Annotated in this window: 21 protein-coding genes; 8 read left to right on the plus strand and 13 right to left on the minus strand. The window is 39.6% G+C overall.

The genetic code is table 11. The features are described from left to right. Positions 1–47 precede the first annotated feature (47 nt). Entirely contained in the window at positions 48–527 is a 480-nt protein-coding gene (locus FHR85_RS09765; RefSeq protein ID WP_167262706.1) for a small multi-drug export protein, read from the minus strand. An 82-nt stretch (positions 528–609) separates the two neighbouring features. Here FHR85_RS09765 and FHR85_RS09770 point away from each other — a divergent pair, with 82 nt between their 5' ends. After that, positions 610–1,212, plus strand: a complete 603-nt coding sequence (locus tag FHR85_RS09770; protein ID WP_167262707.1) for a TetR/AcrR family transcriptional regulator — start codon at positions 610–612, stop codon at positions 1,210–1,212. Between the two features lie 62 nt (positions 1,213–1,274). Here the strand turns inward: FHR85_RS09770 and FHR85_RS09775 are convergent, their stop codons facing one another. The 5 genes from FHR85_RS09775 to FHR85_RS09795 all read right to left on the minus strand — a co-directional run bounded on the left by FHR85_RS09775 (position 1,275) and on the right by FHR85_RS09795 (position 6,755). Continuing rightward, positions 1,275–1,754, minus strand: a complete 480-nt coding sequence (locus FHR85_RS09775) for a competence protein ComK (protein WP_167262708.1) — start codon at positions 1,752–1,754, stop codon at positions 1,275–1,277. Positions 1,755–2,054: 300 nt separating this feature from the next. Next, entirely contained in the window at positions 2,055–3,452 is a 1,398-nt protein-coding gene (locus FHR85_RS09780) for a M20 family metallopeptidase (RefSeq protein WP_167262709.1), read from the minus strand. 219 nt (positions 3,453–3,671) lie between these two features. Further along, the gene (locus FHR85_RS09785; protein WP_167262710.1) at positions 3,672–6,056 is read right to left on the minus strand and encodes a heavy metal translocating P-type ATPase; all 2,385 of its coding nucleotides are present in this window, start codon (positions 6,054–6,056) and stop codon (positions 3,672–3,674) included. 12 nt (positions 6,057–6,068) lie between these two features. Next, positions 6,069–6,371, minus strand: coding sequence for a metal-sensing transcriptional repressor (locus FHR85_RS09790; protein WP_167262711.1), 303 nt, complete (start codon positions 6,369–6,371; stop codon positions 6,069–6,071). A gap of 60 nt (positions 6,372–6,431) precedes the next feature. Further along, positions 6,432–6,755 (minus strand): thioredoxin family protein, encoded by a 324-nt coding sequence (locus FHR85_RS09795; protein WP_167262712.1) that lies wholly within the window; start codon positions 6,753–6,755, stop codon positions 6,432–6,434. Between the two features lie 160 nt (positions 6,756–6,915). Here FHR85_RS09795 and FHR85_RS09800 point away from each other — a divergent pair, with 160 nt between their 5' ends. The 6 genes from FHR85_RS09800 to FHR85_RS09825 all read left to right on the plus strand — a co-directional run bounded on the left by FHR85_RS09800 (position 6,916) and on the right by FHR85_RS09825 (position 10,151). Next, positions 6,916–7,293, plus strand: a complete 378-nt coding sequence (locus FHR85_RS09800) for a hypothetical protein (protein WP_167262713.1) — start codon at positions 6,916–6,918, stop codon at positions 7,291–7,293. A gap of 52 nt (positions 7,294–7,345) precedes the next feature. Then, positions 7,346–7,558 carry a DUF6366 family protein gene (locus tag FHR85_RS09805; RefSeq protein ID WP_167262715.1) on the plus strand — a complete coding sequence of 71 codons (213 nt, stop codon included), beginning with the start codon at positions 7,346–7,348 and terminating at the stop codon, positions 7,556–7,558. A 258-nt stretch (positions 7,559–7,816) separates the two neighbouring features. Then, positions 7,817–8,068: a hypothetical protein gene (locus FHR85_RS09810; RefSeq protein ID WP_167262717.1), complete on the plus strand. Its 252-nt coding sequence runs from the start codon at positions 7,817–7,819 to the stop codon at positions 8,066–8,068. 100 nt (positions 8,069–8,168) lie between these two features. After that, entirely contained in the window at positions 8,169–8,474 is a 306-nt protein-coding gene (locus tag FHR85_RS09815) for a hypothetical protein (protein WP_167262719.1), read from the plus strand. A 12-nt stretch (positions 8,475–8,486) separates the two neighbouring features. Beyond that, on the plus strand, positions 8,487–8,987 hold the full coding sequence (locus FHR85_RS09820; RefSeq protein WP_167262721.1) for a GNAT family N-acetyltransferase: 501 nt from the start codon (positions 8,487–8,489) through the stop codon (positions 8,985–8,987). 609 nt (positions 8,988–9,596) lie between these two features. Further along, positions 9,597–10,151, plus strand: coding sequence for a redoxin domain-containing protein (locus tag FHR85_RS09825; protein ID WP_167262723.1), 555 nt, complete (start codon positions 9,597–9,599; stop codon positions 10,149–10,151). Positions 10,152–10,207: 56 nt separating this feature from the next. Here FHR85_RS09825 and FHR85_RS09830 read toward each other — a convergent pair whose 3' ends face one another. Both FHR85_RS09830 and FHR85_RS09835 read right to left on the minus strand, forming a co-directional pair. Beyond that, entirely contained in the window at positions 10,208–10,450 is a 243-nt protein-coding gene (locus FHR85_RS09830; RefSeq protein ID WP_167262725.1) for a hypothetical protein, read from the minus strand. Between the two features lie 130 nt (positions 10,451–10,580). Continuing rightward, positions 10,581–10,982 carry a hypothetical protein gene (locus FHR85_RS09835; protein WP_167262727.1) on the minus strand — a complete coding sequence of 134 codons (402 nt, stop codon included), beginning with the start codon at positions 10,980–10,982 and terminating at the stop codon, positions 10,581–10,583. Positions 10,983–11,044: 62 nt separating this feature from the next. On the opposite strand from FHR85_RS09835, the gene FHR85_RS09840 reads away from it, so the two are divergent. After that, positions 11,045–11,359 carry a hypothetical protein gene (locus FHR85_RS09840; RefSeq protein WP_167262729.1) on the plus strand — a complete coding sequence of 105 codons (315 nt, stop codon included), beginning with the start codon at positions 11,045–11,047 and terminating at the stop codon, positions 11,357–11,359. Between the two features lie 64 nt (positions 11,360–11,423). On the opposite strand, the gene FHR85_RS09845 is transcribed toward FHR85_RS09840, so the two are convergent. The 5 genes from FHR85_RS09845 to FHR85_RS09865 form a co-directional block, all read right to left on the minus strand. Then, positions 11,424–11,696 (minus strand): hypothetical protein, encoded by a 273-nt coding sequence (locus tag FHR85_RS09845; RefSeq protein ID WP_167262731.1) that lies wholly within the window; start codon positions 11,694–11,696, stop codon positions 11,424–11,426. 282 nt (positions 11,697–11,978) lie between these two features. Then, entirely contained in the window at positions 11,979–12,221 is a 243-nt protein-coding gene (locus tag FHR85_RS09850) for an ATP-binding cassette domain-containing protein (protein ID WP_208379655.1), read from the minus strand. Between the two features lie 46 nt (positions 12,222–12,267). Next, positions 12,268–13,629 (minus strand): TrkH family potassium uptake protein, encoded by a 1,362-nt coding sequence (locus FHR85_RS09855; protein WP_243864219.1) that lies wholly within the window; start codon positions 13,627–13,629, stop codon positions 12,268–12,270. A 140-nt stretch (positions 13,630–13,769) separates the two neighbouring features. Next, positions 13,770–14,567: an ABC transporter ATP-binding protein gene (locus tag FHR85_RS09860; protein ID WP_167262733.1), complete on the minus strand. Its 798-nt coding sequence runs from the start codon at positions 14,565–14,567 to the stop codon at positions 13,770–13,772. Beyond that, positions 14,542–15,582 (minus strand): ABC transporter permease, encoded by a 1,041-nt coding sequence (locus FHR85_RS09865; protein ID WP_167262735.1) that lies wholly within the window; start codon positions 15,580–15,582, stop codon positions 14,542–14,544. The genes FHR85_RS09860 and FHR85_RS09865 overlap by 26 nt, the downstream gene beginning before the upstream one ends.

Raw genomic sequence — 15,582 nt, forward strand, 5'->3', positions numbered from 1 at the left:
TTTTGGCATCGGCGAACATTGTTTTCCATCCGCTTTTCTTCTATAATTTATGATAAGTTGACGATGGTTACGACGAATTCTTCAGCAAAGACGGACAAAGTTGCCATAGTGACAGCTAAGGTCATCATACCAAGATTCGTCCAGACGAATATTTTGCGTTTCGATATGCCGAATGTCGCAACGGTACTCGCACCGACCTGGCTACTAAACAGGAGTGATGAAACGAAACAAACGCCAAGTGCACCGTAACGTTCGAAGGTCGCTTTTATTTTAGGATTGACCGCAGCCGCAGTCGTTTCGCGTTTCCGCCATTTTTGTTTGAGTTTATGGAAGCCAGCTTTAATGGTCGATCCGAAAAAGATAAAGATAAGCACACTGACCGCATTCCCGAGTACAGCGATTGTAAGAGTTACGAGCGGCGAAAAATCAAAGACGATAATCCCCATTGGGACAGTTAAAGCCACTTCCAAAAACGGCACCATACTAACAAAGAACACAAACAACACTTGAAGGATTACATTTTCCATACCATCACCGCCTTTTATTTAAGTCAACTGACCTAAATTCATTATAATACAACTGACCTATAAAAGCAAGGAGCGTTTTTCAATGCCGAAAAAAATCGACCACACCGAACGAAAAGACCATATTATTGAGGCGATGTTCCGCATCGTACACCGCTCTGGCTTCGAGAAAGCAACACTACGAGAAATCGCCAAAGAAGCTGACCTATCACTCGGATCTGTCCAGCACTTCTTTCCGAAACAAGGCGATATTTATATTGATGCAATCGAGGAGATTTACAGTCGGTTCAAAGCCCGCATGGACGAAATCGAACACCATAACGACGAAAACGTCTTCGACAACGCCGTCCGCATGATCAAACAAATCGTCCAAGCCAGCACGGAAGAAGAACGCATGGAAAACGATATATGGATGAAATTCTCCATCATGGCCACCATGAACCCCGACTACCATGAAGCCAAAAACAAATCCCGCGAAGTCAACTATAGCTTCGCGAAAGAGATTGTGACCATGCTGAGTGAGAATGGGTACTTAAGTAAGGACGAATCAATCGATGAAGCCGCAAATACATTAACAATCTTTATCCATGGGTTAGTGTTTGAGACGGTGATGTATGATGAACTGTATGATGAAGATAAAGTTGATGGGGAAGTAAGAAGGTATTTGGATGGAATTACGATTAAATAATAAAACCGTGTGATAGATCAGTTATATGATTATCACACGGTTTTTGTTACTTTTTTGACTGTTTATAGAGATGGTTTTGACAAACGATCAGTAATCATATGCCGATACTGAGCAGTTCTAAACAGTTGATTATTTAATGAATTATAAGAATATGGAACGGTTAACGCTTTGCCTCCGTTAAACTTAATACACGTTTCTTTAGTCGATAGTCTTTCCAAGCTTTCCACATAACCATGCGAAATCCAAGCACAATCATGCGAAAGCGGTGACGTTGTCGGCATGAAGTACATATTACAAGATGGTTCAATGACGATCGGAAGCTTTCTATTGATACCGAACACTTTCCTTGTCCCTTCAAGACGGCCTTTCAAACTACAAAAATAGTAATGACAGGCTTCATTTATTAATTGCTTTGGTGTCGAATAACTATAAAATTCATCATCTTGATCAACAACATAAGAACCATAAATACCTTCTGAAAATTCATAAGGTAATACCGCCATCGTTTTAGTGCTTACTCGAGCTTCTTCTTCAATTCTCACATGAACCTCTCCCTAATATAAATTTATATTTATATTAGTTAAAATACTTTCAAAAGTAAAATCGCAATTTGTTCAAAAATGACCTAAATTGTAGCCTTTTATTCAGTAAAGCTAGTTAATGTTTAAACAATAACGCTCATTTTCTATAATTTAATGAAAATTTCTAGTTAAGTAGTTAAAGTCTTTAATAGATAAAATCACCTAAAGTGTCGTTGATTACCTAGTTAATGAAACTAATAAGTTTTAATATTAACCTTAACAATAACAAAACCGACCTAACTCCCATTAGGTCGGTTCATTTTAGATTACTGGTCCAGGTTTAGCGCCATCACCAATCGGAGAAATGTAGCCTTGTTTTGCGGTTCTTTGTTGTAGCTCTTCCTTCGCTTTCTCTAGTTTCTCTTGATCTTGCATCACATCAATCGCAGCTGCGGCCATGACTTTGCCGGCATACAGCATACCTTTGTGGCCGATGGATGTGCCGCCTTGGGAAACGGCTTGCCAGGAATGGAGTGATGTGCCATTGACGAAGCAAGTCGTTAGACATTGGGTGGTTGGGGTAACCCAGCTGACATCTGCAACATCGGTTGATCCGGTTTGTTCATGGATTTGATCGCGACCGACAATGAAATCAGTAAGGGTATGACCGTCTAAGCCATTTGCCCAGTATGTGTTTTGTTCGGCTTCTGATAAGGTGCTGCGAATCGTTTCGGCAAAGGCGCGTTCGTCTTCTGAGTAAGTTGGTGGTTCGATCATGTCTAAGCTTGCTTGAATCGCATCATCGAGTGTGTCGTTTCGAACAAGATCACTCGATCCGCTGTCGAAATGGACTTCAACCTCGGTTTCGGTCATTTGTGCGGCACCTTCTGCGACATTTTTCACGCGTTCGAAAATCTCGTGTGCTTCTTTGACGTTACTGGCGCGCACGAGATAAAGCACTTCCGCTTCAGACTGGACCACATTCGGTGCATTGCCACCTGTATTCGTCACGGCGTAATGTAGGCGAGCGTTCTGGACGATATGTTCGCGTAAGTAATTGACGCCAACGTTCATGAGTTCAACGGCATCGAGCGCGCTCCGTCCTAAGTGTGGACTCGCCGCAGCGTGCGCGGATTGACCCTTAAAACGGAAAAATACTTGTTGGACGGCTAGCACATTAAGGCGTAACACTGAATTCACTGGTGCTGGATGCCAACAGAGCGCAAAATCGACATCATCAAACACGCCCGCTTTCACCATAAATGCTTTTCCGTCCCCGCTTTCTTCTGCAGGGCAACCGTAATAACGGACAGTTCCTTCTAAACCGTGTTCTTCCATATACGTTTTAACCGCAATTGCCGCCGCATAAGAGCCAGTTCCGAGTAAATTATGACCACAGCCATGGCCACTGCCACCTTGGACGATCGGCTGGTGTTCTGTAGCCCCGCGTTCTTGGCTTAACCCTTCTAACGCGTCATATTCGCCTAGAAATGCGACAACAGGTTCACCTGAGCCGTATTCTGCGACAAATGCAGTCGACATGCCTGCAATCCCTCGTGTCACAGTGAATCCTTCTTGTTCAAGGCTACTTGTAATATAATGGGCAGACTCGACTTCCTCAAAAGCCGTTTCCGCAAATTCCCATAAATCATCGCTCATTTGAATGAACTGGTCTTGTTTCGCATCGATATAGGACGCAATTGTTTTCGCATGGTCCATCCTTATCCCCTCCTGTGCGTGTCTTTTGTTATTATAAAATGACATACTTTTCAGTTAAATTCAATTCCTTTTTTATTCTATGCCCAGCTTTCACTTTTTAAATTAGTACCGCTATTTATTAAATAAATCCATGAACTTATGAAATAAATTCGTCCATTTATCTCATAAATTCAAATCACAAAAAGAAACCCGTTCAGCTTCAGCTGAACGGGAGCCATTTTATATCTTAGCGCGTTTAAGTCGTAGGGAGTTCGTTACAACACTGACTGAACTTAATGCCATCGCAGCGCCTGCGACCCATGGCGCAAGGAGACCGATCGCTGCGACAGGAATACCTGCTGTGTTGTAGCCAAATGCCCAGAATAGGTTTTGCCGAATGTTACGAATCGTTGCATGACTGACTTTGATCGCTTTCGGAATCAGTTGCAACTCGCCGCCTAAAATCGTAATGTCAGCCGCTTCAATCGCAACTTCAGTTCCAGTACCGATCGCAATGCCGATATCCGCAATCGCAAGGGCTGGCGCATCGTTCACGCCATCGCCGACCATCGCAACTTTGTGACCCTGAAGTTGGAGTTCTTTCACTTTTTCTGCTTTATCTTCTGGCAAGACTTCAGAAATCGTGTCGTCGATGCCAACTTGTTTCGCAATCGCTCGAGCCGTACGCTCGTTATCACCTGTCAGCATCATCACGGTTAAGCCTTGGTCTTGTAATGCTTTAATCGCATCAGGTGCCGTTTCTTTAATCGTGTCCGCCACAGAGACGATACCACGGTATTCACCATCTACAGCAATCAACATCGCGGTCTCGCCCGCTTCTTCCATCTCGATTAAGGTTTGTTCTGCATCGCCAATTGCGACGCCATGATCTTGCATCAGTTTACGATTACCGACGAGAATCGTTTGGTCTGACACTGTTGCTTCAATCCCATGACCAGGCACAGCTTGAAATTGTTCAGTGTCACTTAACGTGACCTCTTCTTCTGTCGCATATGCCACAATCGCTTGAGCGAGTGGATGTTCTGAGCCTTTCTCAGCACTAGCGAGTAACTGTAACGTCTCTCGGTCACCTATAAATGTCGTGACTTCAGGCTTCCCTTTCGTAATCGTACCTGTTTTATCAAGTACGATTGTGTCTAGTTCATGTGTGCGTTCTAAATGTTCGCCACCTTTGAATAGGATACCATTTTCAGCAGCTTTCCCAGTGCCGACCATAATTGATGTCGGTGTCGCAAGGCCTAGTGCACATGGACACGCAATCACTAACACCGCTATCGCCGCCACGAGTGCTGGCTCGAGCTGACCAGGTTGAACAACTGTGATCCACGTAATAAACGTGACCACGGCAATCCCGACGACAATCGGTACGAAATAGCCGGAAATGACGTCAGCTAAACGTTGGATCGGCGCTTTTGACCCTTGTGCATCTTCAACGACTTTGACAATCAACGCAAGTGCGGTATCTTTACCAACCTTCGTCGCTTCCATTTCAATCACACCGTTTTGGTTGATCGTCGAACCGATCACAGTCGAATCTGCTTCTTTTTCAACAGGCATCGATTCACCTGTAATCATTGACTCGTCAATCGACGTCGAGCCGCTGACGACCGTACCGTCTACGGGTATCTTCTCACCTGGTTTTACAATCAGATGGTCACCGACGACGACATCTTCTACTGGTGTCATCACTTCTTCGCCGTTACGTAAAACACGTGCTTCTTTCGCCTGCAAGTTCAATAACGACGACAATGCGTTTTTCGTTTGCGTTTTCGCCCGCGTTTCTAAATATTTACCGAATAAAATGAGTGTAATAATGACCGCGCTCGCTTCATAATACAAATGCGGATCATAACCAGGATTGCCGATCGTGCGAATCCCTTCTGATAAACTGTAAAAGTAAGCCGCACTCGTACCTAACGCAACGAGCACATCCATGTTCGCCCCGCCGTTACGTAAGTTTTTATACGCACCGACGTAAAACTGCCAGCCAATCACAAATTGAACGGGTGTTGCTAAAGCAAACTGGAACCACGGATTCATGAAAATAGCTGGAATCGACATGTTAAATAAATGGACAAACATTGTCAGAAGTAATGGCGCTGACAACGCCGCTGAGACGATTAACTTCGTCTTCTGTTTGTTGAGTTCTTGTTCTTTGTACGATTCTTTCTCCTCAGCTTCCGCTTTCGGTGCAGCGTCATAGCCGAGCTTTTGGATCTTTTCGATTAACGTATCTGGATCAATGATGCCAGGGTTATATTGGATCGACGCTGATTCTGTCGTTAAATTCACACTCGCGGTCTCGACGCCGTTTTGTTTATTTAACACCTTTTCAATGCGGCTCGAGCATGCCGCACACGTCATGCCGTACACATCGAGGTCTGCTTCTTCTTTCAACACACCATAGCCGACTTTTTCGATTTTATTCGTAATATCATCCATCGACGTTTGTTCAGGGTCATAATCGACCGCTGCTTTTTCCGTCGTTAAGTTTACTTGTGCATCGACGCCGTCCATTTTATTGAGGACTTTTTCAACACGCGTCGAACAAGCCGCACATGTCATCCCTGTCACGGTTAAATCTGCATGTTCTTTCTCATTCATATTCGTCCCTCCTTACTTCGAAAACTGTTTTAAGACGTCCATTAACTCTTGAATCGTCTCGTCACCTTCCCCTTTTTGAATCGCATCAGTCACGCAATGGTTAATATGACGTTCGGTGACAGAAAATCCGACGTTTTTAAGCGCTGATTGAATCGCGCTAATTTGAACTAATATATCGACACAATAGCGATCTTCTTCGACCATATTTTGAATACCGCGCACTTGCCCTTCGATTCGCTTTAGGCGGTTCATAAGCTTTTCTTTTTCATCATCCGTTCGCGGTACAACAGGTTCGTCATGTAAATATTCGCTCATTTGATCAACATCCTTTCTTTTTACTATACCCCCGTACAGTATTTATATGGTTAAAAATTTTTACGTTAACATCAAGTCAATCTTTTCGCTAAACGCTTCCATTCGCATAAAGCGATCTTCACGCATCACTTCTTTTTGATCTTGGAACACCAACGTAATCGGGGCCGTAAAGACGAGGTATTCGCCTGATACTTCTTTTACCTCATCCACGTCGACATACCCGAGGGCTATATTGTCATACGTCTCTAATTCGTCTTGTATGCGTGGCCATAACGCTGAACACACGCTACACCCTTGGCTCGATATAAATAACAACGCATTGTCGTTTTCCGCGACAAACGTTCTAACCTCTTCTATTGACTGCAATGTTTCAGCTTGACTCATATCGTCACCACCTTATCTAAACCAAGAGTATCATACCCCCTGTAGGTATGTAAACATAACTGCTTCTTCTGCAATCTTTAAACGCATAGAGTTCAATAATGATACTTATTAATTGTTATTTTATGTTAAAATCATGGTAACTTTTAGAAGAGGCGTGTTAATGGTGAAAATCTCAGAAAGAGTCTCTGTTGGTCTAGTAACAGCTTTTATTTTTTCTATCGCATTATCGGCTTTCGGAAATGTTTGGGAATATTTTTGGGGCTATTTTTCAGTGACAGCCACCATTTGTCTCATATTCGGCATACCCTTTTCGATTGTTGCAGACCATCTTATTGAACGTATTCAATCGTATCAATACATCTTCTCAGTGACCTTATATCTGTTTGGCGGAATCGTTTGTAATGTCATGCTATTTATTGGTTTATCATCTACAGGGATTTCAAGCACAACAATTAATACTTTTGTATTCGGTGTCATAGCTTCACTGTTATATTTACATCTATTGCTGTTTGGAAAGTATTTTTCTAACAATCATTAATTGGAAGAATCATATGTATAAATTTATATCTCAATTGAATGGAGTGTGCGAAATGAAAGAAAACAAAGAAACACCCGAAGAAAGAAGAGAACGAGTAAGACAAGAGGAACGACAAGGTGATCCTCTTGGTAATTTGAAAGATTCATCTGAGAGGGCTAAATATGGAAGTCTTGTAGATTTGGTCGGTGGTTTAAACTGGAAAGTGACACTGGTTATTCTTTTAATACTTATAATAGGAGTTATAGGGTATGGGTTATTTTTTTAATACGTAATAGATCTAACGTAATAAAGCGTAATGACGACGTTCAATAGGTTTTGTAAAAGCTCTTAAATACCCAATTGAGGCAGAGTTTTTCATAGGTAACAATAATATCAACACATGGAAGAAATATTAATGTTTCGATCCACTAGCTATAATTTAATTGAGTTTCTATAACTGAGAATTATAAAAACATCTATAAATCATACTTGTATAACACTTTTGTGCAGCATGTTAGACAACGCTTTTTCTGGGGGAGTTTCTATGACTGATAATCACTTAGATCTAATAATGGGTTATTTTGGATTATTGTTACTTGGGTCAGCTATTATAACAAATGAACAAATATTAGGGAGCGATGTTTTTGTATTAATTTTGTTTGGAACAGTATTTATTACACATTATTTTAAGCATGCCGATTCTAAACACGACGATGTTTCAAAAAAATTCATAATCATAACTCGCCTAACAGTTTTGGGTATATTGCTAGCTATAATGTTAATTAAATACATTTAATTTGGAGTCAAGCAAGTTTTTTCTGCACATACATAACCATATCTCTTTTAAGAATCAAAAAATATAGCAATGAATGACTATTTAACAGGGAGTCTAGTAAATGGATTATATATTGCTTATCGCCGCAATCACTTTATTATTAATCGCAACGAGGCAACTTTCTAAAATCAAATATACTGACGGATTTTCTGTACTAAAAGAAGCTAAACAAAACATCATATCCATGCTATGGGGAACGCTTATCGTCGTTATGATCATTCACATTCCTCATCGAATTTGGGTCATAACAGGCTCGTCTCCATATTGGGGTGGCGTTTATATCTTTGGTGGATCACTATTAGTAACAATAGCTCTAACGTTCATTTTTTATTATCAGAGTTCAGTGAGATTGAAAACTGAAACCTAAGGAGTGGAGCCAATGAATATAGTCATAGAAAAACCTGAAACTAAACACACAGGGGCTATTGCTACTATTTGTTCAATAGGCTGGAAACAAACAGTTGAAGGCATATTAAGTGATAGATATCAGTTAAAGAATGTGGCCTATTGGTACAATGAAGAACGTGTTAAAAGCGACATAGAAGCAGGATCTTATTCTTACATAGCATTACTAGATTCACAGGTTGTCGGCGTGATTGGTGGAGGCAAAACAGGAACAAATACAGGCGAAATATTTATGCTTTATGTCGATGATCAAATTAGATATCACGGGATTGGAAAGAAACTACTTGAAACATTAACCCAACAACAAATCGAAGAAGGTATTTCTGAACAGTGGGTGTCTGTCCAAGAAGGTAATCATAGAGGGATTCCATTTTATGAAGCAAGAGGATTTACCTATAAAGAAAAGCGAATCCAAGAAACCGAGTCAGGTGAACAACAAGTGTCCCTGCGATACTCAAGAGAAATACCTTTTTAGGAAGTGATGATATGCCAAGAGGTTTGAAAATCATTCTCTTTTCGTCCCTTATACTTCCGACCATAATCACTATCTTGCGAATCATAACAGACTATATTCTAGGCAGAGAAATTGAATTGTTTTCGTACACTGCAGTTTTTTAAGTAAAGCTACTGCAGGATTAGTCTTTGTTGCACCATTGTTGTATTTTGTATCTAGATCGAATGACGAACAGTATTAACTGTTATATTGCGCTTAAGGATTAAGACGCCTTTTTCAATTATGCATTATCTACACAAAGGAGAATTTATATGAGTTTTTTAGATTACACTGAAAAATCAATCATTATAGCGCTAATCTTGGCCCCTATTAGTCTGATTAGCAACATTTATAGATTAGTCAACACCCCATACCCACTGTTTTCATTTGAAAATATCAGCATAGTTATCAATTTTATCATGATTATTATTATTATCATGATCTTTATCAAAATTAAAAAGACACAGAATCAACGGGAGAACCAAGAGGATTTAGTGAAATCTTGATTTTAAATTCATCAAATGAGAGCGGAAACAGTATGCTTATATAGTAGATTACCTTTGTTATTTTGAAAAATAAGGGGAACAAATTATGAAGAGGGTATTACAAATTATAATTTCTATAGCACTCATTTCTGCTTTGGCAATCGTCATCATAGACCATTTCGAAGTATTTGATTCAACATCACCCGCAGAAATAACAAAAGGTCACACTAACTCTGAATTCGACGAAGATTCAGCTCCAAATTTTAAGCTAAATAAACTTGATGATGGTTCACTAGAGTTAAACAAACTGCAAGGTAAAGGCGTAATCGTGAACTTTTGGGCTAGTTGGTGCAAGCCATGCCGAAATGAGATGCCAGCGATTCAAAGAGTATATGAACGATATGAAGAAGATGGTTTAGAAGTTATCGCCATCAATGTAGATGAATCAGAAGATACAATCACAGATTTTTTGGAGGGTTTTCCTGAGATTGATTTTCCTATTTTATTAAATGATGGACAAGTCATGGAAGATTATATGGTTATGAATTTACCGACTACCTATTTTATAAATCCTGATGGTTCAATGGAAAGTCACTATTTAGGAGAGCTTAGCGAGGAACAACTTCATGTATTAGTAAACGAAATATTACCGTCTGACTAAACGAGCGTCTTTGGATAAAACATGCTGAATAATTGGTGGATTATTTTATAGATTCATTACTGAGAAGTTATATGCTTTTTTCGTAACGTATAAATTTGTTCATCATGCTCAATTAACTTGTGCTGAATAAATTCCATTTTTTCTTCTATTCGTGTTAATCGATCATTGATTTCCCTTTGGTTATCAATTAGTTGTTTTTGGCCCTTAAATAATTCATTTTGATTATTAGATAGTTCCTTTTGGCCATCAGATAGCTCTTTAAACGCTTGCATGATGGTGTTCATTTGTTCATCAGTCATAATCAGACACTCCTCGACGTTTTATTCTAAATCTATTATAAAACGAAGGGGAAGTTTTTACAACGATCAACCATGATAGTGTAACCCAAAGCTGAACTGCTTCCAATGGTCCTTTTCAACATCTTCATTATTAAACCAAAGCTCTGTATATAGTTGCAACAACAGTTATAAAAAGGATCGCTAACAATCCGTTCAATGATATTTTATAAGATTTATTTTCTTTTCTTAATATGTTCCACACAAAATTAATTAAAAAAACTGTTATGATCAGACTTGCAACAAATAAGAACGATTTGCCCTGAATAGCAGAAGCCATTAATAAGAACAATGAAATCAATCCAGTAATAGAATCATGGGTATTTTCTTCTTCATTAAATGGGTTCCAAACATATCCAATTAAATAAATGGCTATTATCCCACTTATAAGAAGTAACCAAAAATGACCCAGTAGTTCTGAAACAGATATAAAATAAATAAGAACAGACAAAACCAAGAAATCACGCCTGCTCTCTATTCCTTCAGTTTTTCCCATTGTTTAACACCTCCTGTTTAATTAATATTTGACCCGAATGATTATAATGGAAGGGGAATCGTATGAATATTGTAACCTTTATTACCATTGTTTCAGTACCTTTAATTGTTAGCTTAGTGATGTCACACATGTATAAGGATGTGGATAAGCAAGATAAAGGTTTTGTTTTTATTTATCATAAATTAACTTACAGAAGAAGGTTTATACGAAATCTGTGGATGCTTCCTTTTGCTTGCATTTTATTACTTCTTTTATATTGGTCAACTAATTTAGCATCTAAAGTATATTTAATTATTGGCATTGTTTTCTTTTGTGCAGTGATAATAGACTTAATTTACAATTATGTAAAATGGCAAAATAACGAGAAAGATACATAACCTATGTGAAAGTTTTCTAATAGAGGCATAGAGCGTGACTGTTCATAAATACGTTAATCAAACCTTAACGTCCATGCTCCCTTGCTGCTTTCACCCGCCTTGCGTGTCTTTTATATCTTTTTAACTTTTTAAATCCATCTCCCCAGTGTTTTAATGACATATTGATCGTCCAAAATTCTAAAAGGATTAATACCACATAATATTGAACTCCTAAGTCAGACCTTGTGTTATACAAGTAGACAAAAGCGATTATTACAGCAACCCCCAACAGCATAGCAATTAAACTTATAGCTGGGCTAACATAAAACCCAATTTTTCTTAAGCCTTTTGGAATCAATTTAATTCACCCTCTCATCTAAAACAGTCATTACTTTGAAACAAATCCTAACATAATTTTCAATTTTTGATAATCTTAAATTTTTCACTATTCGAAAATTAAATTCTATACCCAATACTCGCATCTAAAGAGGATTTATAATTAGTGATAATTCTATGATACATTTCCAATGATAAAGGCCTCAAGACACCTCTTCTTCCCCCTTCTCTTCATTAACACATCGATTTAAAGAAAAAAAAATCAAAAAACGCCCGACTAACCCTAGCCGGACGTTTACATTTCTTATTTCGTTAACAATGCACGATCGTTGGCCATTTTCTTGCCTCGAATGGCTTGGAACTGATCGAGAAGGTCTTCTACTGTTAGGTCTTGTTTCGCCTCGTCATTGGCTTCGAATATGACTTTGCCTTCATCCATCATCCAGAGGCGATTGCCGAATGCGATTGCTTGCTCCATTTGGTGTGTGACCATGACGGTCGTCAGTTGATGGCGTTCGACTAAATCGTAGATTAAGCGTAAAATCAATTTGTTTTCATTACTTTAATTAGATGAACTATTACTTAATCACTTATCACCCAATCGTAATTCTTTCTTTTGGATAATGATATCTGTCTTTTGTTACTTTACCTCTTAGTAAAAATAAAAATGAAAATATGCCAATCCTACCAACAAACATTAAGAAGATAATAATGCATTTACCTGCAGTACTTAAATCTGCAGTGATTCCCATTGATAAGCCAGTTGTTCCAAAAGCAGATGAAACTTCAAAAACAATAGGTAGTAATGAAAAATCTTCAATTTGAGCAAGAGTAATAACAGCAAACAAACATAAGATAGCCGCTGTATTGATAACCACGAATGAGCGCATGACATCGATATTATCAATTTCCCGACCGAATACTTTTATCGATTGTCGTCCTTTAGCATAATTAAATATAGCTATGAGCATAAGAGCAAATGTTGTTGTTCTAATACCTCCTCCAACACTACTCGGAGAAGCGCCAATAAACATGAGTGCAGAAATCATCGTCAAAGTTGAGTCGGTAAATTCACTTACATCCATTGTCGACAGTCCGGCACTTCTTGTTGTGATACTTTGAAACAAACCATAAAATAGAACCTCATGCCAAGCTTTATCACTGAAAAATGTCCCATTTCTCTCTAAATATATTATTAAGACCCAACCTATTAGGACTAAAGCTAAAAAAGTAGCCGTCGTTATTTTAGTAAATAGCGAAAAGTTGTATTTTGGATTAACATCTTCTTTTTTACTTAATAATAAATCGCGCACTTCTATTAAGACAGGAAAACCTATAGCTCCCAGAACAATTAACAACATATTCACAAACTGTACAAAGTAATCGTTTGCAAATGGTATTAGCGAGGACCCTGTGATATCAAAACCGGCATTAGTCGTAGCACTAACTGATCCAAAAAAACCTTGTAAGAAAGCTTCTTGCCATGTATCAAAATACTGCAAGAAATATGTACCTAATACAACTGTACCAATAAGCTCAATTATTAAGATAATTTTGAACACATTTAATAGTAAATTTACTAGGCCGCCTAATGTGGCTCTATTTTGATCGATCTTGATTAGCTCTCTGCCTTTAATCCCTATTTTCTTTTTAAACAAGACCCAAATTAAAGTACTAAGTGTCATTATTCCAATGCCACCAAATTGTAATAAGAAGGCCAAGGCAATACTACCTGCAGCATTAAAGGTTTCTGCAGTTGAGACCACTGTTAATCCAGTAACACTGATAGCACTAACTGCCGTAAATAGTAAATCGATGAAAGTTAAATTAACACCTTCATTTTGAAAGATGGGGAGCGCTAATACTGCCATAGCTAATAGCACTGCAAATCCATAAAATAGAACGATTAATCTTATAGTTGATAGTTGGGTAATCTTAAATATTTTAGAAAACAACTCCCTCACCTCCTCTGATTTTATATAGATAGTAAATCACTTGATGAGCTAAAAATCAACAATTGATTAAAAATTTAATGAATCATTTCGGTCTGAAACATGAAAAACGCCCGACTACCCCAGCCGGACGTTCATATCTCTTATTTCGTTAACAACGCACGATCGTTGGCCATTTTCTTACCACGAATGGCTTGGAACTGATCGAGAAGGTCTTCTACTGTTAGGTCTTGTTTCGTCTCGTCATTGGCTTCGAATATGACTTTGCCTTCATCCATCATCCAGAGGCGATTGCCGAATGCGATCGCTTGCTCCATTTGGTGTGTGACCATCACAGTTGTCAGTTGATGGCGTTCGACTAAATCGCGGGTTAAGCGTAAAATCAATTCTTCTTTCGACGGGTCAAGCGCTGCGGTGTGCTCGTCGAGTAGCAAAATTTTTGGTTCGGTAAAGGTTGCCATTAAGAGTGACAACGCTTGCCGTTCACCGCCGGATAATAAGCCGACTTTGGTATTCAAACGATTTTCAAGACCGATTTCGAGTGTTGCTAAGTGCTCGCGGAATTGTTGGCGTAGTTGCTTCGTTACGCCGCGGAATAGACTGCGTCGTTTCGTGCGACCGAGTGAGATCATCATGTTTTCCTCAATCGTCATCCCTGGTGCTGTGCCGGCTTTCGGATCTTGGAAGACGCGGCCGATATAGGCGGCGCGCTTCTGTTCGGAAAGCCTCGTGACGTCGTTTCCGTCAATGACGACATCGCCTTCATCAGGCACAATCGAGCCTGCGATCGTGTTTAACAATGTCGATTTACCAGCCCCGTTACTACCGATAATTGTGACAACATCGCCGCCTGAAAGCTCTTGATGCAAGTCAACGAGCGCTTGGCGTTCATCTGGTGTGTTCGGGTAGAACGTTTTATGAATGTGATTGAGCTGTAGCATGACTTTTCTCCCCTTCCGCATCAGCTTGACGTGCTTCTTGTTTCGCTGCGTTTGCTTTCGATTTTTTATACTGCTGTTTCGCATTCGTTTGACCGAGCCAATTCGGGACGACGAGCGCTGCGACAACAATGAGTGCTGTAATGAGTTTCATATCACTCGCCTCTAAGAAATCAACTTGTAGCGCGACCGCATAAATCATGCGGTATACAATGGCACCTAAAATGACAGCAAGTGTGGTACGAACAATTTTATCCGAGCCAAAACTAAAGAGCACTTCACCAATAATCACAGAAGCAAGACCAATAATGATCATGCCTACGCCTAAGTTAATGTCTGCGAATCCGTTATGTTGGACCACCATCGAGCCACTGAAGGCGACAAGCATGTTAGATACACCTATGCCGACGACAATATAGACGTTTGTATTTGCTGAGAAACTGCGTACCATTGTCTGGTTATCACCTGTTGCGCGCAATGTCGTACCCGCTTCTGTACGTAAGAAGAAATCGAGTAACTTTTTCACAATGACCATAAGAATAGTTGCGGCTACAAGCACATCTAATGAACTCGGAACGTAAGCGGCAATGCCAAGCGCTTCAAACGGTGCCATCACGATCCCTTGCAAGTTCAAGGTTTGCCACCAATTTTCCACCACCGTAAATACAGTCGTTTCATTTAAAAGTGGTATATTCGGCTGACCCATAATTCGCAAGTTAATCGAATAAAGGGCGACCATCATCAAAATACCCGCTAATAACGGATTAATATTGCCTTTCGTGTGCAGAATCCCCGTAATACAACCGACGAGAAAGCCGACCGCTGCGCCAGCTAAAGTCGCGGTAAATGGATCGACACCACTCACGACCATGACTGAGGTTACAGCTCCCCCTGTCACAAAGGAGCCATCAACTGTTAAGTCTGGAAAATCAAGCAATCGAAAGGATATATAGACACCTAATGCCATTAACGCGTAAATTAATCCTGATTCAACTGCACCGTATAATGCTTGTAACAT

The organism is Alkalibacillus almallahensis, assembly GCF_011761495.1.
GTDB classification, from domain to species: Bacteria; Bacillota; Bacilli; order Bacillales; family Alkalibacillaceae; genus Alkalibacillus; species Alkalibacillus almallahensis.

Bases quoted from the DNA above. Each gene is read 5' to 3' on its own strand.
- FHR85_RS09765 (WP_167262706.1), bottom strand. From the start codon at position 527: ATGGAAAATGTAATCCTTCAAGTGTTGTTTGTGTTCTTTGTTAGTATG.
- FHR85_RS09770 (WP_167262707.1), top strand. From the start codon at position 610: ATGCCGAAAAAAATCGACCACACCGAACGAAAAGACCATATTATTGAG.
- FHR85_RS09780 (WP_167262709.1), bottom strand. From the start codon at position 3,452: ATGGACCATGCGAAAACAATTGCGTCCTATATCGATGCGAAACAAGAC.
- FHR85_RS09785 (WP_167262710.1), bottom strand. From the start codon at position 6,056: ATGAATGAGAAAGAACATGCAGATTTAACCGTGACAGGGATGACATGT.
- FHR85_RS09790 (WP_167262711.1), bottom strand. From the start codon at position 6,371: ATGAGCGAATATTTACATGACGAACCTGTTGTACCGCGAACGGATGAT.
- FHR85_RS09795 (WP_167262712.1), bottom strand. From the start codon at position 6,755: ATGAGTCAAGCTGAAACATTGCAGTCAATAGAAGAGGTTAGAACGTTT.
- FHR85_RS09800 (WP_167262713.1), top strand. From the start codon at position 6,916: ATGGTGAAAATCTCAGAAAGAGTCTCTGTTGGTCTAGTAACAGCTTTT.
- FHR85_RS09805 (WP_167262715.1), top strand. From the start codon at position 7,346: ATGAAAGAAAACAAAGAAACACCCGAAGAAAGAAGAGAACGAGTAAGA.
- FHR85_RS09810 (WP_167262717.1), top strand. From the start codon at position 7,817: ATGACTGATAATCACTTAGATCTAATAATGGGTTATTTTGGATTATTG.
- FHR85_RS09815 (WP_167262719.1), top strand. From the start codon at position 8,169: ATGGATTATATATTGCTTATCGCCGCAATCACTTTATTATTAATCGCA.
- FHR85_RS09820 (WP_167262721.1), top strand. From the start codon at position 8,487: ATGAATATAGTCATAGAAAAACCTGAAACTAAACACACAGGGGCTATT.
- FHR85_RS09825 (WP_167262723.1), top strand. From the start codon at position 9,597: ATGAAGAGGGTATTACAAATTATAATTTCTATAGCACTCATTTCTGCT.
- FHR85_RS09830 (WP_167262725.1), bottom strand. From the start codon at position 10,450: ATGACTGATGAACAAATGAACACCATCATGCAAGCGTTTAAAGAGCTA.
- FHR85_RS09835 (WP_167262727.1), bottom strand. From the start codon at position 10,982: ATGGGAAAAACTGAAGGAATAGAGAGCAGGCGTGATTTCTTGGTTTTG.
- FHR85_RS09840 (WP_167262729.1), top strand. From the start codon at position 11,045: ATGAATATTGTAACCTTTATTACCATTGTTTCAGTACCTTTAATTGTT.
- FHR85_RS09860 (WP_167262733.1), bottom strand. From the start codon at position 14,567: ATGCTACAGCTCAATCACATTCATAAAACGTTCTACCCGAACACACCA.
- FHR85_RS09865 (WP_167262735.1), bottom strand. From the start codon at position 15,582: ATGTTACAAGCATTATACGGTGCAGTTGAATCAGGATTAATTTACGCG.